18 protein-coding genes and 1 pseudogene are annotated in these 18,996 nt (G+C 70.7%); 10 read left to right on the forward strand and 9 right to left on the reverse strand.

Going from position 1 to position 18,996, the window contains the following annotated elements:
- Positions 1-20 precede the first annotated feature (20 nt).
- On the reverse strand, positions 21-410 hold the full coding sequence (locus ACGFYV_RS06840) for a VOC family protein (RefSeq protein WP_393877306.1): 390 nt from the start codon (positions 408-410) through the stop codon (positions 21-23).
- Between the two features lie 72 nt (positions 411-482).
- Between ACGFYV_RS06840 and ACGFYV_RS06845 the strand changes: the two are divergent.
- Positions 483-1,325: pseudogene (locus tag ACGFYV_RS06845) on the forward strand (helix-turn-helix transcriptional regulator); the annotation flags it as partial.
- Positions 1,326-1,423: 98 nt separating this feature from the next.
- On the opposite strand, the gene argS reads toward ACGFYV_RS06845, so the two are convergent.
- Positions 1,424-3,187: an arginine--tRNA ligase gene (argS, locus tag ACGFYV_RS06850; protein WP_393877307.1), complete on the reverse strand. Its 1,764-nt coding sequence runs from the start codon at positions 3,185-3,187 to the stop codon at positions 1,424-1,426.
- A 160-nt stretch (positions 3,188-3,347) separates the two neighbouring features.
- Between argS and lysS the strand changes: the two genes are divergently transcribed.
- Complete coding sequence (gene lysS / locus ACGFYV_RS06855) at positions 3,348-5,120, forward strand: lysine--tRNA ligase (protein WP_393877308.1); 1,773 nt, start codon at positions 3,348-3,350, stop codon at positions 5,118-5,120.
- Positions 5,121-5,192: 72 nt separating this feature from the next.
- Here the strand turns inward: lysS and ACGFYV_RS06860 are convergent, their stop codons facing one another.
- The 3 genes from ACGFYV_RS06860 to ACGFYV_RS06870 all read right to left on the reverse strand — a co-directional run bounded on the left by ACGFYV_RS06860 (position 5,193) and on the right by ACGFYV_RS06870 (position 8,489).
- Entirely contained in the window at positions 5,193-6,491 is a 1,299-nt protein-coding gene (locus ACGFYV_RS06860) for a DUF2637 domain-containing protein (protein WP_393877309.1), read from the reverse strand.
- 72 nt (positions 6,492-6,563) lie between these two features.
- Positions 6,564-7,469, reverse strand: a complete 906-nt coding sequence (locus ACGFYV_RS06865; protein ID WP_393877310.1) for a DUF3558 domain-containing protein — start codon at positions 7,467-7,469, stop codon at positions 6,564-6,566.
- Between the two features lie 126 nt (positions 7,470-7,595).
- On the reverse strand, positions 7,596-8,489 hold the full coding sequence (locus ACGFYV_RS06870) for a DUF3558 domain-containing protein (protein WP_393877311.1): 894 nt from the start codon (positions 8,487-8,489) through the stop codon (positions 7,596-7,598).
- A gap of 240 nt (positions 8,490-8,729) precedes the next feature.
- Between ACGFYV_RS06870 and ACGFYV_RS06875 the strand changes: the two genes are divergently transcribed.
- From ACGFYV_RS06875 to ACGFYV_RS06885, 3 genes are all read left to right on the forward strand, one after another.
- Positions 8,730-9,923 (forward strand): RtcB family protein, encoded by a 1,194-nt coding sequence (locus ACGFYV_RS06875; RefSeq protein ID WP_393877312.1) that lies wholly within the window; start codon positions 8,730-8,732, stop codon positions 9,921-9,923.
- Positions 9,924-10,052: 129 nt separating this feature from the next.
- Positions 10,053-10,316 carry a hypothetical protein gene (locus ACGFYV_RS06880; protein WP_393877313.1) on the forward strand — a complete coding sequence of 88 codons (264 nt, stop codon included), beginning with the start codon at positions 10,053-10,055 and terminating at the stop codon, positions 10,314-10,316.
- Positions 10,304-10,624: a hypothetical protein gene (locus tag ACGFYV_RS06885; protein WP_393877314.1), complete on the forward strand. Its 321-nt coding sequence runs from the start codon at positions 10,304-10,306 to the stop codon at positions 10,622-10,624. The genes ACGFYV_RS06880 and ACGFYV_RS06885 overlap by 13 nt, the downstream gene beginning before the upstream one ends.
- A 39-nt stretch (positions 10,625-10,663) precedes the next feature.
- Here the strand turns inward: ACGFYV_RS06885 and ACGFYV_RS06890 are convergent, their stop codons facing one another.
- From ACGFYV_RS06890 to ACGFYV_RS06900, 3 genes are read right to left on the reverse strand one after another with little or no spacing between them, the layout of a single operon-like run.
- A complete protein-coding gene (locus tag ACGFYV_RS06890; RefSeq protein WP_393877315.1) occupies positions 10,664-10,846 on the reverse strand; it encodes a hypothetical protein in 183 nt (60 codons plus the stop codon).
- Positions 10,846-11,622 carry an SDR family NAD(P)-dependent oxidoreductase gene (locus ACGFYV_RS06895; RefSeq protein ID WP_393877316.1) on the reverse strand — a complete coding sequence of 259 codons (777 nt, stop codon included), beginning with the start codon at positions 11,620-11,622 and terminating at the stop codon, positions 10,846-10,848. Before ACGFYV_RS06895 ends, ACGFYV_RS06890 begins: the two co-directional genes overlap by 1 nt.
- Positions 11,623-11,671: 49 nt before the next feature.
- Positions 11,672-12,010, reverse strand: a complete 339-nt coding sequence (locus ACGFYV_RS06900; protein WP_393877317.1) for a YnfA family protein — start codon at positions 12,008-12,010, stop codon at positions 11,672-11,674.
- Positions 12,011-12,265: 255 nt separating this feature from the next.
- Here ACGFYV_RS06900 and ACGFYV_RS06905 point away from each other — a divergent pair, with 255 nt between their 5' ends.
- The 5 genes from ACGFYV_RS06905 to ACGFYV_RS06925 all read left to right on the forward strand — a co-directional run bounded on the left by ACGFYV_RS06905 (position 12,266) and on the right by ACGFYV_RS06925 (position 16,985).
- Positions 12,266-12,715, forward strand: a complete 450-nt coding sequence (locus ACGFYV_RS06905; protein ID WP_393877318.1) for a hypothetical protein — start codon at positions 12,266-12,268, stop codon at positions 12,713-12,715.
- Positions 12,716-12,898: 183 nt separating this feature from the next.
- Positions 12,899-14,068: an LLM class flavin-dependent oxidoreductase gene (locus ACGFYV_RS06910; protein WP_393877319.1), complete on the forward strand. Its 1,170-nt coding sequence runs from the start codon at positions 12,899-12,901 to the stop codon at positions 14,066-14,068.
- Positions 14,065-14,691 (forward strand): CE1759 family FMN reductase, encoded by a 627-nt coding sequence (locus tag ACGFYV_RS06915; protein WP_393877320.1) that lies wholly within the window; start codon positions 14,065-14,067, stop codon positions 14,689-14,691. The genes ACGFYV_RS06910 and ACGFYV_RS06915 overlap by 4 nt, the downstream gene beginning before the upstream one ends.
- 156 nt (positions 14,692-14,847) lie before the next feature.
- Entirely contained in the window at positions 14,848-15,576 is a 729-nt protein-coding gene (locus ACGFYV_RS06920; protein WP_393877321.1) for a response regulator transcription factor, read from the forward strand.
- Positions 15,576-16,985 carry an ATP-binding protein gene (locus ACGFYV_RS06925; protein WP_393877322.1) on the forward strand — a complete coding sequence of 470 codons (1,410 nt, stop codon included), beginning with the start codon at positions 15,576-15,578 and terminating at the stop codon, positions 16,983-16,985. The genes ACGFYV_RS06920 and ACGFYV_RS06925 overlap by 1 nt, the downstream gene beginning before the upstream one ends.
- 218 nt (positions 16,986-17,203) lie before the next feature.
- On the opposite strand, the gene ACGFYV_RS06930 is transcribed toward ACGFYV_RS06925, so the two are convergent.
- Positions 17,204-18,994 (reverse strand): phosphatidylglycerol lysyltransferase domain-containing protein, encoded by a 1,791-nt coding sequence (locus tag ACGFYV_RS06930; RefSeq protein WP_393877323.1) that lies wholly within the window; start codon positions 18,992-18,994, stop codon positions 17,204-17,206.
- Positions 18,995-18,996: the final 2 nt, after the last annotated feature.

Raw genomic sequence — 18,996 nt, forward strand, 5'->3', positions numbered from 1 at the left:
CCCTGGGGGCAGCGCGCCACTCAGACCAGGGTCGTGATGCAGAACGGGTGGCCCGCCGGGTCCAGCAGGACCCGCCAGCGCTCGGCGCCCGGCTGGAACTCGGGCTTGACGGCGCCCAGTTCGAGCAGCCGCTTCTCGGCGAGGTCGAGGTCGTCCACGCCCAGTTCGATGTGGGCCTGCTTCTCCTGGGCGGGGCCCGGCCAGGTCGGCGGGCGGTAGTCGGCCAGCCGGTTGAAGCCCAGGCCGGCCGCGCCCTCCTTGCCGAGCAGGACGAAGTCGTCCGTGGAGAACAGGATCGGGAAGCCGAGCAACTCGCCGTAGAAACGTGCCATTTCGGCAGGGTCGGCGCAGTCGAAGGTGACGGCGGCGTAGCGGAACGCGGGTGCGGACGTGGTGGTGTCTGTGCTCATGGGGAGGACGCTAGGACATGACCAGGACAGTTACGGTCCTGGTCACCGGGGCGTGTGTGTGAGACTTCGGTCGTGATCGCCGCGTCCGCCCGCCTGCTACGGCTGCTTGCCCTGCTGTCCGCCCGCCCGTCCTGGACCAGCGCCGCACTGGCCGAGCGCATGGAGGTCACCGACCGCACGGTCCGCCGGGACGTCGCACGCCTGAGGGAACTCGGCTACACCGTCGACTCCGAGGCCGGCCCCTGGGGCGGCTACCGCCTGCGCGCCGGATCCCACGTACCGCCGCTGATCCTCGACGACGAGGAGGCGCTGGCCGTGGCCGTGGGCCTGAGCGGGACGGCGCTGGACGGCGACCAGGCGGCCCTGTCCGCGATGCTGAAGCTTCGTCAGGTCCTGCCCCGCCGGGTCGCGGACCGCCTGGGCGACCTGGACGACGCCTTCGTGCGCCTCCCTGGCACCGGCACACCCCCGATGCGTCCCGGCCTGCTACTGGAACTGGCGGCCGCGTGCCGCGGCGGGGAGCGCGCCCGGCTGTCCTACACGGACGGGGCGGGCAGGGCCACGGTCCGCGACGTCGACCCCTACCGACTGGTCCACACCGGCAGGCTCTGGTACTTCGTCGCGCGGGACGTCGCCCGGGGGCAGTGGCGCACCTTTCGCGCCGACCGGGTCGACCGCCTGCGGCCCACCGGTCACCCGGCGGACCTCACCGGCGCCCCGGACCCGGCCCGGCTGGTCTCCCGCAACATCGCAGGCGGCCCGTACCCGCTGACGGCGACCGTCCGCCTCCCCGTTCCGCTCCAGGAGGCCCTGCGCCTCGTCCCGCCCACGATCGGCGCGCACCGGCCCGACGGCCCGGACGCGACGACCGTCGACATCGGCGGCCCGGACGCGGACGGCCTCGCCCGCTATCTCCTGGGCCTGGCAACGCCGTTGAGCGTCCTCGCCCCGGACACCGTACGAGAGGCTCTCGTACGGTGTCCGGGAGCTGGCCGAGACGAACGGCCCGGAGGTCAGAGCTTCTCGGGAGTCCTGATGCCCAGCAGGGCCATGCCCTGGTGCAGGGTGCGGGCCGTGACGTCGCACAGGAAGAGGCGGTTCTCCACCTGCTCCTTCGTCTCGGCCTTCAGGACCGGGCACTTGTCGTAGAACGTCGTGTACAGGGACGCCAGCTGGTAGAGGTACGCCGCCAGCTTGTGCGGGGCGTACTCCGTCGCCGCCTCCGCCACCGACTCCGCGAAGGCGTCCGCGTGCAGACCCAACGCCCGCTCGGCGTCGGCCAGTTCCAGCTCCGGGTGCGCGACCGGGCGGGTCTCGCCGGCCTTGCGCAGGATGGACTGGATACGGGCGTAGGCGTACTGGAGGTAGACGGACGTGTCGCCGTTCAGCGAGACCATCTGGTCCAGGTCGAACTTGTAGTCCCGGTTCGCCGACGTCGACAGGTCCGCGTACTTCACCGCGCCGATGCCCACCTGGGCGCCACGCTCGGTGATCTCCTCCTCGGACAGGTCCTGGGCCTTCTCCCGGACCACGGCCGAGGCACGGTCGATCGCCTCGTCCAGCAGGTCGACCAGCCGGACCGTCTCGCCCTCACGCGTCTTGAACGGCTTGCCGTCCTTGCCCAGCACCGTGCCGAAGGCCAGCTGGTACGCCTTGACGTCGTCGTTCAGCCAGCCGGCCCGCCGCGCGGTCTCGAAGACCATCTTGAAGTGCAGCGACTGACGGGCGTCCACGACGTAGATGATCGAGTTCGCCTTCAGGTTGAAGACGCGGTCGCGGATCGCGGAGAGGTCGGTGGCCGCGTAGCCGTAGCCGCCGTCCGACTTCTGCACGATCAGCGGGACCGGGTTGCCCTCCGGGCCCTTGATGTCGTCGAAGAACACGCACAGGGCGCCCTCGGAGCGGACCGCGACACCGGACTCCTCCAGCAGCCGGCAGGTCTCCGCGAGCATGTCGTTGTAGCCGGACTCGCCGACGATGTCGGGGTCCCGGATCTCCATGTCCAGCTTCTCGAAGACCGAGTAGAAGTAGATCTTCGACTCGTCGACGAACTTCTGCCACATGGCGAGCGTCTGCGGGTCGCCGGCCTGGAGGGCCACCACCCGGCGGCGGGCCCGCGTCTTGAACTCCTCGTCGGAGTCGAACTTCCTGCGCGCGGCCTTGTAGAGGCTGTCGAGGTTCGACATCGCCTCCTCGCCCGTCACCTGGGCGGCCTTGTGGTCCAGCTCGTGCGGGTGCTCGTCCAGGTACTGGATGAGCATGCCGAACTGGGTGCCCCAGTCGCCGATGTGGTGACGGCGCACGACGCTCTCGCCGGTGAACTCCAGCAGCTGCACCACCGCGTCGCCGATGACCGCCGACCGCAGGTGGCCGACGTGCATCTCCTTCGCCACGTTCGGCTGCGCGTAGTCGATCACCGTCGTGCCCGCGTTCGCGGCGGTCGGCACGCCGAGGCGGCCGGTCTCGTCCGCGTACCGCGCGGCCAGGTTCTCGGTGATCGCCCTGTCCGCGATCGTGACGTTCAGGAAGCCGGGGCCGGAGACCTCGATCTCCTTGATCACGTCACCCGTGACGACCTGGGAGACGACCTGCGTCGCCAGCTCCCGGGGGTTCGCCTTCGCCTTCTTGGCGAGCGCCAGGATCCCGTTGGCCTGGAAGTCGGCCCGGTCGCTTCGTCGCAGCAGCGGGTCCGCGCCGGCGGCCTCGGGCAGGGTGGCCGAGAGGGCGGACGCGAGGTGCTGCTGGACGGAGTCGCTGAGGGACGTGACCGAGGCCATAGGAAGGGGTGCCGTTCTCCTCGTGGGGATCGATAGACACGCCCAGTCTCTCACGCGGCACAAAGGGGTTTTCGCCGTCGGGACCGGGTCTGTGAGAATGGGGCATCACCCCGTTTCGATGGAGTGCCGCCCCGTTCCAGGATGAAGCAGGAAGAAGGACGTGCCGATCGTGGCTCAGAGCACCGAGACCACCGACTGGGTCTCCCGTTTCGCGGATGAGGTCATCGAGGAGTCGGAGCGCCGGGCCCCCGGGAAACCGGTCGTCGTCGCGTCCGGACTCTCCCCCTCCGGGCCCATTCACCTGGGCAATCTTCGTGAGGTGATGACCCCGCACCTGGTCGCCGACGAGATCCGGCGGCGCGGGTACCAGGTCCGGCACCTGATCTCCTGGGACGACTACGACCGCTACCGCAAGGTGCCCCGGGGCATCGCCGGGGTCGACGACTCCTGGGCCGGGCACATCGGCAAGCCGCTGACCTCCGTGCCCGCCCCGGAGGGGTCCCCGTACCCGAACTGGGCCGAGCACTTCAAGGCCGCGATGGTCGACTCGCTCGCCGAGATGGGTGTCGAGTTCGACGGGATCAGCCAGACGGAGCAGTACACCACCGGTGTCTACCGCGAGCAGATCCTGCACGCGATGAAGCACCGCGGTGACATCGACGCGATCCTCGACCAGTACCGCACGAAGAAGGCGCCGGCCAAGAAGCAGCAGCAGAAGCCGGTCGACGAGGCCGAGCTGGAGGCAGAGGAGGGCTCGGGCGCCGCGTCCGAGGACGACGGCAGCTCCGGCTCCGCCGGCTACTTCCCGTACAAGCCGTACTGCGGCAACTGCGGCAAGGACCTCACCACCGTCACCGCGTACGACGACGACACCACCGAGCTGACGTACACCTGCACCGCGTGCGGCTTCTCGGAGACCGTCCGGCTGACCGAGTTCAACCGCGGCAAGCTGGTCTGGAAGGTCGACTGGCCGATGCGCTGGGCGTACGAGGGCGTCGTCTTCGAGCCCAGCGGCGTCGACCACTCCTCGCCCGGCTCCAGCTTCCAGGTCGGCGGCCAGATCGTCGGCATCTTCGGCGGCAAGCAGCCCATCGGCCCGATGTACGCCTTCGTCGGCATCTCCGGCATGGCGAAGATGTCGTCCTCGCGCGGCGGTGTGCCGACCCCGGCCGACGCGCTGAAGATCATGGAGCCGCAGCTGCTGCGCTGGCTCTACGCCCGCCGCCGGCCCAACCAGTCCTTCAAGATCGCCTTCGACCAGGAGATCCAGCGGCTGTACGACGAGTGGGACAAGCTGGCCGGGAAGGTCGCTGGGGGCACCTCCCAGGCTATTGGCTCTGGGGGAAGTTCCGCCCTGCCCGGCGACGTCGCGGCCCACACCCGGGCCGTCGGCACCGCCGCCGGCGCGCTGCCCACGACCGCGCGTCCGATGCCGTACCGCACCCTTGCCTCCGTCGCCGACATCACCGCCGGCCACGAGGACCAGGCCCTGCGCATCCTCTCCGAGCTCGACCCGGAGCAGCCCCTGTCCTCCCTGGACGAGGCCCGGCCCCGCTACGACAAGGCCGAGGCGTGGATCAACACCCACGTCCCCGCCGACCAGCGCACCATCGTGCGCGACGAGCCCGACGCCGAGCTTCTGAAGTCCCTCGACGAGGCCTCCCAGCAGTCCGTACGCCTGCTGCTCGACGGGCTCGCCGAGCACTGGTCGCTCGACGGACTGACCCACCTCGTCTACGGCGTCCCGAAGGTCCAGGCCGGATTCTCCGCCGACGCCACGCCGAAGGAGCTGCCGCCGGAGATCAAGACGGCCCAGCGCACGTTCTTCGCGCTGCTCTACCACCTGCTCGTGGGCCGGGACACGGGCCCGCGCCTGCCCACCCTGCTGCTGGCCGTGGGCCAGGAGCGGGTGCGGCGCCTGCTCGGCGAGTAGGCGGCTGAAAGGACATGAGGAAGGGGCCCTCCCCAAGGAGGGCCCCTTCCTCATGGGCCGGGCTTCGCGGCGTCAGGCGATGTGGTCCTCCTCCAGCTCCGCCGAATGGCGCTGCTGGAAGCGGTCCACGAGTTCCTTCAGCTCGCCGGGGCTGAGCTGCTTTCCGTACGTCGCCAGGACGTTGTCGCCCAGGACGCGGGGCGTGGGATAACTGCCGTCTATGGACTGACGGAAGACCTGGTAGAAGTCATCGTCGTCCGGCTCGGCCGGCGGGGTGCCGCCGCCCTCGCCCAGCTCACGGGTGCGGTTCGGGCCCACCGGGATGGGGAAGCTGCCCGTGTCCTCGGGGGACGGCTGCTGGAACTGCTCCGGCGGCTGCTCGTCGTACCACTCCTCGTACTGCTCCTCGGGAACGTACTGAGGATCGGGCGCCGGGTCGTACGTGGGGTCGTAGCCCCCCTGGTAGTCCATGTCGCGCGGCGGCGTCTGGAACCACGGGCTCTCCTCCGGGTCCTGGACGTTCCCCGGCCCACCGCGGTACTCCCCGCCGTGCTCACGGCCGAACTCGCCGGTGTACTCCCCGGTGCGCTGCGCGGGCAGCAGGGGGCGTGCCTCGCCGGCCGGCGCCGCCTGCTGCGGAACCGGAGCCGTCGTGCGGTCCGCGGCGGGCAGCACGGCCGGCTCGATGCCCGCCGCCGCAAGGCCCGCCGGGGCCGTCTGCGCCAGCGGGACGCCGTACCGGGCCAGGCGCAGCGGCATCAGCGACTCCACCGGTGCCTTGCGGCGCCAGGCGCGGCCGAAGCGCGAGCGCAACCGCGCCTGATAGACGAGGCGTTCCTGCTCCAGCTTGATGACCTGCTCGTAGGAGCGCAGCTCCCACAGCTTCATCCGGCGCCACAGCAGGAACGTCGGCACCGGCGAGAGCAGCCAGCGGGTGATCCGCACGCCCTCCATGTGCTTGTCCGCGGTGATGTCCGCGATCCGGCCGATCGCGTGCCGGGCCGCCTCGACGGAGACCACGAACAGGATCGGGATCACCGCGTGCATGCCCACACCCAGCGGATCCGGCCAGGCCGCCGCGCCGTTGAAGGCGATCGTCGCCGCCGTCAGCAGCCACGCCGTCTGGCGCAGCAGGGGGAAGGGTATGCGTATCCAGGTCAGCAGCAGGTCCAGCGCGAGCAGGACACAGATGCCCGCGTCGATGCCGATCGGGAAGACGTACGAGAAGTTCCCGAACCCCTTCTTCAGGGCCAGCTCACGGACGGCCGCGTACGAACCGGCGAAGCCGATCCCGGCGATGATCAAGGCACCGGAAACGACCACGCCGATAAGAATGCGGTGCAATCGGGTCAGCTGCAGTGGCGCGGCCACTCGTACTCCCCTCCCATTGCGTGTTGTTGCGCGCAACAGGGTGGCACACGTGCGTGGCGCACGTGGCGCCGGTCAGCCCTTCTTGGCCGCCGACTTGGACGGCGAAGCGCTCGGGGAGGCGGACTCGGAGGGCGAATCGGACGCCGGACCGGACGTCGAGCCCGACGTCGAACCCGATGTCGAGCCCGACGCCGAACCCGCCCCGGATCCCTTGCCGTTGGCCGAGGCCACCGACGCGATCGCCTCCTTGGCGGCCTTCTCGGCGGCCTTGGTCAGAGCGGCGGCGTCCGGGGTCTTCTCGCCCGCGAGACCGGCACCGTTGTAGTCGAGCGTGACGACGACGTTCTCGACCCGGGCGACGACCGTCTGCTGCTTGAAGGCGCCTTCCTTCTTCTTCAGGTCGTACCGCACGGTCGTCGCCTCGTCGCCCGTCCCGGCCACCGGCTGTGACGTGGTGTTCTTCGCACCGGCCACGCCCTTGGCGTCCGAGATCTGCCGCAGGTAGTACGCGTGCGCCTGCTGGTCGCCGGAGCCGCGGGTCGCGTCCGAGTCGAAACGCAGCAGGGAGACGTTCAGCCAGCGGAACTGCGAGCCCTTGACGCCGTTGTTGTCCAGGCTGTTCCAGGAGCACGAGGAACGCGTCGACACGTCGTCGCTGGTGCCGTCCTTGCCGGCCTTGGACCCCTTCGGCACCAGGTCACCCAGGGTGCCCTTCGACAGCACCTTGCACGGCTCGGGAAGCGTGCGGTACGCGGCGGCCCGCACGGTCGGGGAGGCACTCGCCGAGGGCTGCTTCTTCGCGTCGCCGGCGCTCTGCCCGGCCGCCGGGCCACCCTTGTCGCCGGCACCGGAGTCCGAGGAGCAGGCGGCGGTGATCAGTACCGCGGGAACGGCTGCCGCGCACACAAGGACGCGGCGGAGGCGCTTGGCTCGTTGATCAAGCTGGGCTCGGTCGTCTCGCTGGGCTGCTCGCTGCATGGTTCCTTCACTCGTGACGCTGGGTGTTCGTGCGGGTTCCTGCGGGGCCACCGTACGCGGTGAAGGAGCTGTGCGGTTTTGGTTCGCCCGCATCGCGGGCGGCGACGCACGGCGTTCACCACGCCGTCATCCGCCCAGTGCGTCGTCCAGTTGAGAGGCCAGATTCCGGGCCCTGTCCTGCATTTCCTTGCTGTCCGGGACCATACCGACGGCCATCGGCTGCTCCTCGTACTCGATGGTCACCACGACGTTGGACGTGCGGAACACCACAGTCACCGTCCGCTGTTCGGCCGTCGAACCCGAGTTGCCGAGTTGGTCGTCCAGATACGCCTCGTCACCGAGACCGGAGAGCGTGCGGGGCTGGAGTTCGGCCGTCGAGGAGGCACTGCCCGAGGGGGAGCCCGGGGCGGACGAGGCAGGGGACGAGGCATCGGACGAGGAGCCCGTCGGGGCGCCCGTCGAGGACTGCGTCGGGGAGCCCGCCGAGTCCGGGGTGGCGCCGCCGCCCGCGCTCGCGCTCGCCGAACCGCTGGGCGTGGCGGCCGGTGTCGTCGGGGCCGAGGAGCTGGGCGCGGGCAGGTCCGCGGCCACCTCCATCTGCTGGAACAGCTTCTGCGCCTGGGCGTCGTCGCTGACCGCGTTGTCGTACGACACCACGCGCTCGAAGTCGACCGAGAGGCGGTCGGTGGCCGCCGTCGACTGGACCTTCCAGTGGCAGCCCACCTTGCGGTCGGTGTCGTAGGTCAGCTCGGCCTCGCCCCGGTACGCCTTGTCCCGCGGGTCGGCGTCGGCGATCTGCCGGATGCCCGGGAGCAGCGCGTCCAGGGTGTCGTGGCCGACCGCGCCGCACGGCTCGGGAAGCGTGCGGTACTTGCCGGGCTGGGCCGCGACGGTGGCCGTACCGGCGGCGTCCGGGTTGGAGTTGTCGCTCGCGCCGTCGCTTCCGGAGCCGCTCGAACAGCCTGCCAGCAACGCCGCGAGGAGGGCCGCGATGCCGGTTACGTACGCCTTCCGCTGCACGGGCGGGATCCTCTCGACGGTGGGCGATCCGACGTGGTGATCGCCTGCTGCTTCTGTGTCCCCGCTGGTTATTCGCTTGCCGTGGCGGGGCGCCCCCTGCAGACAATGTGTATCGCACGCACCGCCGTGGACGCCGGTCCCCTGTCTCTTTCCGACGGCTTTGGTGCCGCCTTTCCTTTTTGTCGCTCAAGCTCTTCTGTTGCCTGACCTGTTGCCTGTATCCGGGGGAATGAGGAAGTCATGTCGTACGTCGAGATGCCCGGCGCCAAGGTGCCGATCCGCATGTGGACCGACCCCGCGACCGTCGAGGACGGCGCCCTGCGCCAGCTCCAGAACGTCGCCACCCTGCCCTGGATCAAGGGCCTGGCCGTCATGCCGGACGTGCACTACGGAAAGGGCGCGACGGTCGGCTCGGTCATCGCGATGCGCGACGCGGTGTGTCCGGCGGCGGTGGGTGTGGACATCGGCTGCGGAATGTCGGCGGTGAAGACGTCCCTGACGGCGAACGACCTCCCGGGTGATCTGTCGCGGCTGCGCTCGAAGATCGAGCAGGCGATCCCGGTGGGCCGGGGGATGCACGACGACCCCGTCGAGCCGGGCCGGTTCCACGGGCTCGCGACGTCCGGCTGGGACGACTTCTGGGGCCGGTTCGACGGAATCGCGGACGCGGTCAAGTTCCGTCACGAGCGCGCCGGGAAGCAGATGGGGACGCTGGGAAGCGGCAACCACTTCGTCGAGGTGTGCACGGACACGACCGGTTCCGTCTGGCTGATGCTGCACTCCGGATCCCGCAACATCGGCAAGGAACTCGCCGAGCACCACATCGGCGTGGCCCAGAAGCTCCCGCACAACCAGGGCCTGGTCGACCGCGACCTCGCCGTCTTCGTGGCGGACACGCCGCAGATGGCGGCGTACCGCAACGACCTGTTCTGGGCGCAGGAGTACGCCAAGTACAACCGCACGCTCATGATGGCGCTCCTGAAGGACGTGATCCGCAAGGAGTTCAAGAAGGCCAGGCCGGCCTTCGAGCCGGAGATCTCCTGCCACCACAACTACGTCGCGCAGGAGCGGTACCAGGGCATGGACCTGCTCGTGACCCGCAAGGGCGCGATCCGGGCCGGCTCCGGCGAGTTCGGGATCATCCCGGGCTCGATGGGCACGGGTTCGTACATCGTGAAGGGTCTCGGCAACGAGAAGTCCTTCAACTCGGCCTCGCACGGCGCGGGTCGGCGGATGAGCCGGAACGCGGCCAAGCGGCGCTTCTCGACCAAGGATCTGGAGGAGCAGACCCGGGGCGTGGAGTGCCGTAAGGACTCCGGCGTCGTGGACGAGATCCCGGGCGCCTACAAGTCCATCGACCAGGTCATCGACCAGCAGAAGGACCTGGTCGAGGTCGTGGCCAAGCTGAAGCAGGTCGTCTGCGTGAAGGGCTGACGGCCCCGGAACCGGAAGGCCCTCGCGGGCTGTCTCCCTCCTCGTCGGAAGCCGTCCGGCGGGGAGGGGCAGTTGATGATGCGTCGTAGTCGTATGCGTCGTATATGTCGTACGCGTCGTAGGGGTGCGGTGGTCTCGGTCGCCGCGGTGGTGCTTGCGGGGGGTCTGCTCGCCGGGTGTTCGCAGAACTACAACGACGAGCGGGGCAAGGGGGACGCGCCGGTGCAGGGGCGGGCCGGGGACAACACGCCGGCCGAGGTGTTCAACATGCCCGACGGGTTCGGGAACCTCGCCACCAAGTGCGTGGGGCACGGGTTCCGGGCGTACGTGACGACCAATGCCACCGGGCCCTCCAACGTGCAGATCGTGGAGGACAAGGCGTGCGCGGGCTGAGCGCGCGGGTCGCCCTGGCGGTCGTGGCCGTGGTGTGTGCCGCGTCGGTGACCGCCGGCTGTTCGCGGCAGCACTACGAGGAGCGCGGGAAGGCGGACGCGCCGGTGCGGGGCCGGGCGGGGGAGAACAGCCCGGCCGAGGTCTACAACTTCCCGGACCAGTTCGGGAACCTCGCCACCAAGTGCGTCGGCGAGGGCAAGCGGGGATACGCCACCACGAAGTACGTGCGCCAGGAGGACGACGACGAGGTCGTGGTCATCCCCGCCCACGCGGTGATCGTCGACGATCCGGAGTGCCGGGCGCCCTGACCGGAGCGCGGCTCACCTGGCTCACCTGGTCCACCTGGCTCACTTTGCGTGGCGTACCGCGTAGATCATGATGAACGCCACGAAGTGGATGCCGAAGAGGAAGTACGCCAGGAAGTACCAGACCTGGCGTTCGTTCTTCGTCTCCTGCGCGAGGCGGCGCTTCTCCAGGGACTGGGTGGAGGACGTTTCCGCGGAGGTCTCCGGGGACTTCTCGTCATCCATCACGACTCCCTGTGCACCTTCGTGTTGGAGGCCTGGGCGCGCGGTCGCAGGACCAGGAGGTCCACGTTGACGTGGCTGGGGCGGGTGACCGCCCAGGTGATCGTCTCGGCCACGTCCTCGGCGGTGAGCGGCTCGGCCACGCCCTCGTAGACCTTGGCGGCCCGGTCGGTGTCGCCGCCGAAGCGGGTCAGCGCGAACTCCTCGGTCCTGACCATGCCGGGCGCGATCTCGACGACGCGGACCGGTGTGCCGACGATCTCCAGGCGCAGGGTCTCGGCGAGGACGTGGGCGCCGTGCTTGGCGGCGACGTACCCGCCGCCGCCCTCGTACGTGCCGTGTCCGGCGGTGGAGGAGACGACGACCACCACGCCGTCGCCGCTCGCCTCCAGCTTGGGCAGCAGGGCCTGGGTGAGGTTGAGGGTGCCGATGACGTTCGTCTCGTACATCGTGCGCCAGTCGGCCGGGTCGCCGGTGGCCACGGGGTCGGCGCCGAGGGCTCCGCCGGCGTTGTTGACCAGGACGCCGATCGTCCTGAAGGCCGTCGCGAACTCGTCCACCGCCGCGCGGTCGGTCACGTCCAGCGTGTACGCCGTGGCCGAGTGGCCCGCGGCGTTGATCTCCTTCGCCAGCGCCTCGATGCGGTCCTCGCGGCGGGCGGTGAGGACGACGCGGTAGCCGGCCGCGGCGAGCTGCCGTGCCGTGGCGGCGCCGATGCCGCTGCTCGCACCCGTGACGACGGCGATGCGGGAGGCGGCGGACGGGTCGGCGGTGGCCATGGGCTCTCCTGGAGTCGGCTGCGGGGGCTCCGTCCAGATTAGGCGAGGCTCAGCCGTTGCCTCGCGGCGCCCACATGATCACGGCCATCCCGGCGAGGCAGATCAGGGCGCCCGCGAGGTCCCAGCGGTCGGGGCGGTATCCGTCCGCGATCACGCCCCACAGGATGGACCCGGCGACGAAGATCCCGCCGTACGCGGCGAGGATGCGGCCGAAGTGGGCGTCCGGCTGGAAGGTGGCGACGAATCCGTACGCGCCGAGGGAGAGGACACCGCCGAGCGCCCACAGCCAGCCCCGGTGCTCGCGGACGCCCTGCCAGATCAGCCAGGCACCGCCGATCTCGAAGAACGCGGCGACGACGAACAGGGCGGCGGAGCGGACGATCCACATGGCCGCAGCTTCGCACGAGGGCTTCGGGCGCGGTTCGTGGTGTCACCTGTTGGCAGGTGCCTGGGGGGCGGCTCGTGGCATACCTCCGTATATAGGGGATGTATAGGGGATGTGAAGGCCGCGCGGGACGTGCGGGCCGTGGCGGATGCGGGAGGCGTACGGATGAGGCGGATGCGGCGGATGTGGCGGACGAGCGGGATGCGGCGGACGAGGCGCGCGAGGCGGGCGAGGCGGGCGAGGGCGTGGGTGGTGTCCGTGGTGTCCGCAGTGTGCGCGGGTGCCCTGGTGGCGGCGGGCGGGACCACGTGGGCCGGGTCCGCGCCCCAGGCCGACCTGGCCTTTCACGGGAGCGCGGTGATGAACGGGGACCTGATGGAGGTCCGGCTCACGCCGCGCAACAACGGGCCGACGGCCGTGCCGGACGCGAGCGTGCGGCTGAGCTGGTCGGTGCCGCTGGCCGAGCGGCAGCGGTTGCCGGTGGGGTGCGCGCGGACGGACGAGCGGTCCGTGGTGTGCGGGACGGGGGCGCTGCCCGCGGGTGGGGTGGGGGACCAGATCCGGGTGCCGGTGCGGCTGGCGGAGCGGCCTGCGGAGGTGACGCTGGAGGTGGACACCGCCTGGGGCGGGGGCGTGGTGGACGCGAACCGGTCCAACGACCGGCTGAAGGTGCTGGTGCTGGACACCGGGGACACGTACTCCTTCTGACGTACTCCTTCTGACGTACACCCTCTGACGTCCTCCTTCTGGTGTCGTGCGGCGGCGGGGCGAGGTGGGCCGGCGGCGACGCCGTCGCGTCCCGAAGTGGGGGAACAGGTCGGGAATAGCTCGGGCAGGGCCATCGTTCGAAAGGTATAGTTGAATGGTCAACAACCTAGAGGGTGAGGGACCATGCAGTTCGGGATCTTCAGCGTCGGCGATGTCACGCCGGACCCGACCACGGGACGGACGCCGACCGAGCGTGAGCGGATCAAGGCCATCATCGCCATCGCGCTGAAGGCGGAAGAGGTCGGACTCGACGTCTTCGCGACCGGTGAACACCACAACCCGCCGTTCGTGCCGTCGTCCCCGACCACGATGCTCGGTTACGTCGCCGCTCAGACGGAGAAGCTGATCCTCTCCACGTCCACCACGCTGATCACCACCAACGACCCGGTGAAGATCGCGGAGGACTACGCGATGCTCCAGCACCTGGCCGACGGTCGCGTCGACCTGATGATGGGCCGCGGCAACACCGGACCCGTCTACCCCTGGTTCGGCCAGGACATCCGCGAGGGCATCAACCTCGCCGTCGAGAACTACGCCCTGCTGCGCCGGCTGTGGCGCGAGGACGTCGTCGACTGGGAGGGCAAGTTCCGCACGCCGCTGCAGGGCTTCACGTCCACGCCGCGGCCGATGGACGACGTGCCGCCGTTCGTCTGGCACGGCTCCATCCGCTCCCCGGAGATCGCCGAGCAGGCCGCGTACTACGGCGACGGCTTCTTCCACAACAACATCTTCTGGCCGGCCGAGCACACCAAGCGGATGATCGAGTTCTACCGGAAGCGGTTCGCCCACTACGGGCACGGCACCCCGGAGCAGGCGATCGTCGGCCTCGGCGGGCAGGTGTTCATGCGGAAGAACTCGCAGGACGCCGTGCGCGAGTTCCGGCCGTACTTCGACAACGCGCCGGTGTACGGGCACGGGCCCTCGCTGGAGGACTTCACCGAGCAGACCCCGCTGACCGTCGGGTCCCCGCAGCAGGTCATCGAGCGGACGCTGTCCTTCCGGGAGTACGCCGGTGACTACCAGCGCCAGCTGTTCCTGATGGACCACGCGGGACTGCCGCTGAAGACCGTCCTGGAGCAGCTCGACATCCTCGGCGAGGAGGTCGTACCGGTCCTGCGCAAGGAGTTCGCGAAGGGCCGTCCGGCGAACGTGCCGGAGGCCCCGACCCACACGTCCCTGCTGGCCGCGAAGAACGAGGCGAAGACCGAGACCGAGACGAAGGACGAGTCCGAGACGAAGGACGAGTCCGAGACCCAGAACGAGAAGAGTGAGGACGAGGTGAGGGCCGCATGAAGCTCGTCGTCGTGTCCGCGGGGCTGAGCGTCCCCTCCTCCACCCGGCTGCTGGCCGACCGGCTGGCCACCGCCGTGGACCAGCGGACGCCGTCCCTGGACATCGAGGTCGTCGAGCTGCGTGACCTCGCGGTCGAGATCGCGCAGAACTTCACCAGCGGGTTCCCGGGGCGGGAGCTGGCGGCGGCGCTCGACGCGGTGAGCGCCGCGGACGGACTGATCGTCGTCACGCCCGTGTTCACCGCGTCGTACAGCGGCCTGTTCAAGTCGTTCTTCGACGTGCTGGACAAGGAGGCGCTGGCCGGCAAGCCGGTGCTGATCGCCGCCACCGGCGGTACGGGCCGGCACTCGCTGGTCCTGGAACACGCGCTGCGTCCGCTCTTCGCCTACCTGCGGGCCGTGATCGTTCCGACCGCGGTGTACGCCGCCTCGGAGGACTGGGGCGCGCAGGGGCTGTCCGAGCGGATCGAGCGGGCCGCCGGGGAGCTGTCCGCGCTGATGACGGGGCTGTCCGGCGCCCGTCCGGGCCTGCCCCGGCAGGAGCGGGCCGAGAGCGTCGAGGTCGCCGAGTTCACCGTGGTCCCGTTCGAGGACCAGCTCGCGGCTCTGCGATCCGCAGGCTGAGGCGGCACGGTGAGACGGCACGGTGAGACGGCAGGGTGAGAAGACGGTAGGGACGCGCGGCGGGTTGCCCGTGTGACGGTGAGAGGCGGGTAAAAAGGGTGATCGTAGGCCCGCTCGTCCCGGTCGAACCGCCGCCGCGCTTGGCAGACTGGAACCGTGCCCCAGACTGTGCTGCTCGCCGAAGACGACCGCGCCATCCGTCATGCCCTGGAGCGGGCCCTGACCCTGGAGGGGTACGAGGTGACGGCGGTCGCCGACGGCATCGAGGCACTCGCCCAGGCCCACCGGACCCCGCCTGACGTGCTGCTGCTCGACGTGATGATGCCCGGCATCGACGGACTCCAGGTCTGCCGGGTACTGCGGGCCGAGGGCGACCGCACCCCGATCCTCATGCTCACCGCCCTCGTGGAGACCGCCGACCGCATCGCGGGCCTGGACGCGGGCGCCGACGACTACGTGGTCAAGCCGTTCGACGTCGAGGAGGTCTTCGCGCGGCTGCGCGCGCTGCTGCGCCGCACCACCCCGGTGCCCGCGGGCCCCGCGGGCGGCGGCGGTGACGGCGGGCGGGACGCGCAGGTCTCCGACCGGCAGGTGGAGGCGGCCGGGATCCGCATGGACCTCCAGGCCCGCCGGGCCTGGCGCGGCAAGCGCGAGCTGGAACTGACCCGCACCGAGTTCGAACTGCTGGAACTGCTGGTACGCAACGCCGAGATCGTGCTCGACCACTCGACGATCTACGACCGCATCTGGGGCTACGACTTCGGCCCCGGCTCCAAGAACCTCGCCGTCTACGTCGGCTACCTGCGCCGCAAGCTGGACGAGCCCGGCGCCCCGCAGCTCATCCAGACCGTGCGGGGTGTGGGTTACGTGCTGCGGGAGGAGTAGTGGGCCGTTCCCGGCGGACCTGGACCCGGCCCAAGCTGGTCTCCCTGCGCACCACCTTCGCCGTGTCCTTCGCCGCCGTCACCGCCGCCGTGACCATCCTCGTCGGCATCCTGTCGTACGGCTCGGCCGCGCGGCTGGTCCGGGTCGACCAGCAGTCGATATTCACGCAGGTCGTGCAGGACGTACGGGACGAGGTACGACAGCACGAAATGGTCCCCGAGGACTTCTCCTCCTCCCGGCCCGGCCATGACCTGGTGCGGCCCGCCCGCACCGATGTGCAGGTGCTGGGCGCGCAGGGACAGATCGTCGACCACGGCAGCCCGGCGCTGCCCGTCACCGCCCGGGACCGGGCGGTGGCCGGCGCGCAGGCGGCCGGGAAGGTGGTCGAGCACAAGGACGTACGGGTCGCGGAGGACCTGTTCCGCATCGCCACGGTCTCGCTCGGGGACGGCAAGGGTGCCGTACAGGTGGCGCAGGAGTTCAGCGACACCGAGGACCTGCTGCGTGCCCTGCAGCAGCGGACGCTGATCCTCATGGCGGCGGTCGTGGTCGCGGCCGGGCTGTTCGGATGGTGGCTGGCCCGCCGGATCACCCGGCGCCTGGTGATCCTGACCACCGCCGCCGAGGACGTCGCCCGCACCCGCCGGCTCGGCATCGAGGTGCCCGTCGCCGGTCTCGACGAGGTCGGCCGGCTCGGGCGCGCCTTCGACCGCATGCTCGGGCGGCTCGCACAGTCCGAGGAGGACCAGCGGCGGCTGGTGCAGGACGCGGGGCACGAGCTGCGGACGCCGCTCACGTCGCTGCGGACGAACATCTCGCTGCTGCGGCGCATCGACGAACTGCCGCCCGACACGCGTGACGAACTCGTCGCCGATCTCGGCCAGGAGGCCCGTGAGCTGACCGACCTCGTCAACGAACTGGTCGACCTCGCCGCGGGGCAGTCGGACACCGAGCCGCCGCAGCGGGTGGACGTCGCCGACGTCGCCGAGGACGTGGTGGGGCTCGCGCGGCGGCGTACCGGGCGGGAGATCGTGCTGCGGGCGAGCGGCGACACGAGTACCGACGGGCGGCCGGGGATGCTGCAGCGGGCGATCTCGAACCTGGTCGAGAACGCGGCGAAGTTCGACCGGGACGGGAAGGTGCCGATCGAGGTCAGCGTGACTGGGCCGGCGCGGGCGGGGACGGTGCGGGTGGAGGTGCTGGACCGGGGGCCCGGGATCGCCGAGGGCGATCTCATCCGGATCTTCGACCGGTTCTACAGGGCTGCTGACGCGAGGTCTTTGCCGGGGTCGGGGTTGGGGTTGTCCATTGTGCGGGAGGTGGCGATGGCGCATGGGGGGGCGCCGTTCGCGTATCGGAGGGAGGGGGGTGGGGCGGTGATCGGGTTTACGGTCGGGGGTGGGGGTTAGGGGGGCGGTGCGGTGCTGCTTCTCGGCGGTTCTTTCCCACCCACCCGCCCGCCCGTGCGGGCTTCGTTGTCCGGTGCGGGTGGCCCTTGTGGGGGTGCCCGTACGTCGGCGGCTTGCGGTGGTCTGTGGGGGTTTTCCCACCCGCACGGGTGGTGCGGGTGGGGGAAGTCCCCGCTGTGGGGGGAGTGGCGCGGTCCCGGGGGCGTCGGTGGGTGGGGTCAGGGGGATTTGGGGGTGCGGTGGGGGAGGGTTGGGGGGGTGAGGAAGCCTTCGGCGCGGGCGCTGGCCAGGCCGATGCGGGGGATGTCGGCGGTCTTGGCGAAGAGGAGGAAGCGGGGCTCCCACAGGGGGCGGTACTTGGCGTTGGCCCGGTAGAGGGACTCGATCTGCCACCAACGTGAGAAGAAGGTGAGGATCGAGCGCCAGAGGCGCAGGACGGGGCCCGCGCCGAGACGGGAACCGCGTTCGAAGGCCGAGCGGAACATCGCGAAGTTGAGGGAGACGCGGCGGACGTTCAGCTCCGAGGCGTGGAGCAGGAGTTCCACGACCATGTACTCCATCAGACCGTTCTCGCAGCCCCGGTCGCGGCGCATCAGGTCGAGGGAGAGGCCGTTCTCCCCCCAGGGGACGAAGCTGAGCAGCGCCCGGGGGACACCGTCCGCGTCCCGGCACTCCAGCATCACGCAGCGGCCGTCCGCCGGGTCGCCGAGGCGGCCGAGCGCCATGGAGAAGCCGCGCTCGGTCGCGCCGTCCCGCCAGTGGTCGGCGCGGTCGACGAGGACGGCCATCTCGTCGTCCGGGATGTCCACGTGGCGGCGGATGCGGACCGAGTAGCCGGCCCGCTGTACGCGCTTGTGCGCCTGGCGGACCACACGCATCGCCCGGCCCTCCAGCGTGAAGTCGGCGAGGTCGACGATCGCCTCGTCACCGAGTTCCAGGGCGTCCAGGCCGTGCCGGGCGTAGATCGTGCCCGCCTCCTCGCTCGCGCCCATGACCGCCGGGGTCCAGGCGTGCCGGCGGGCCTGCGCCAGCCACGCGTCGATGGCGCCGGGCCACGCCTCGGGGTCCCCGATCGGGTCGCCCGAGGCCAGGCTGACGCCGCCGACGACACGGTAGGTGATGGCCGCCTTGCCGCTGGGCGAGAACGTGACGGCCTTGTCGCGGCGCAGCGCGAAGTAGCCGAGGGAGTCGCGTTCGCCGTGCCGGTCGAGGAGGGCCCGCAGTCGCCGCTCGTCCTCGTCGGAGAGCAGGGCCTCGCCGCGCGGGGCACGGAAGCAGGCGTAGAGGACGAGGAGGAAGGTCGCGGCGATCAGGACGTTGACGATCACGTCCGCCCAGCGCGGCGCGTGCACCGCGGACACCCGGTCGGCGAGCGGGCCGACGCTGATGCCGCGCAGCAGGGTGTAGGCGATCTCGTCCCGCAGACCGGCGCCGGTGAACCTGTTCGTGAAGTGCACCAGCAGCACGCCGAGCGTGGCGCTGATCAGTGAGCCGCCCGCGCCGACGGCGAGCGCGAGGCGCGGGTTGGACCGGTCCCCGACGGCGTCGAACTCGCGCCTGCCCACCAGCAGGGCGAGCACGAACAGGCCGGTGAGGGCGGCGGAGAGCCAGTTGAAGACGTGCTCGCCGTAGGAGGAGCGGGTCAGGGCGAGGGCGTAGAGGCCCAGCAGTGGGCCGGCGAGGAGCAGGTTGAAGACCCAGGCGGCGCGCTTGCGGCGGCGCATCACCACCGCGAGGAACAGCGCGAGCGCCGCCGAGACCAGGCCGGCGGTGGCCAGGTACGGGGTGAAGAACTCGCCCGCGTTGTGTTCGTGCACCTCCTCGCGGAAGGGCAGGGAGAGGACCGCGACGATGTTGAGCACGGCCATCAGCCGCAGGTACCAGACGGTGGCCGCCGCCGCCCTTTTGCGCAGCGGGCCGGTGTCGGTCGGCAGGAAGGGGATCTGCGGGCGGGGCTTGCGTTGCGTGCGAACCTGTGGGGAGATCAGGGTCGAACCTCGAGCGGGCATGG

Origin of the sequence: Streptomyces sp. NPDC048297 (genome assembly GCF_043201585.1) — a bacterium.
Lineage (GTDB): Bacteria > Actinomycetota > Actinomycetes > Streptomycetales > Streptomycetaceae > Streptomyces.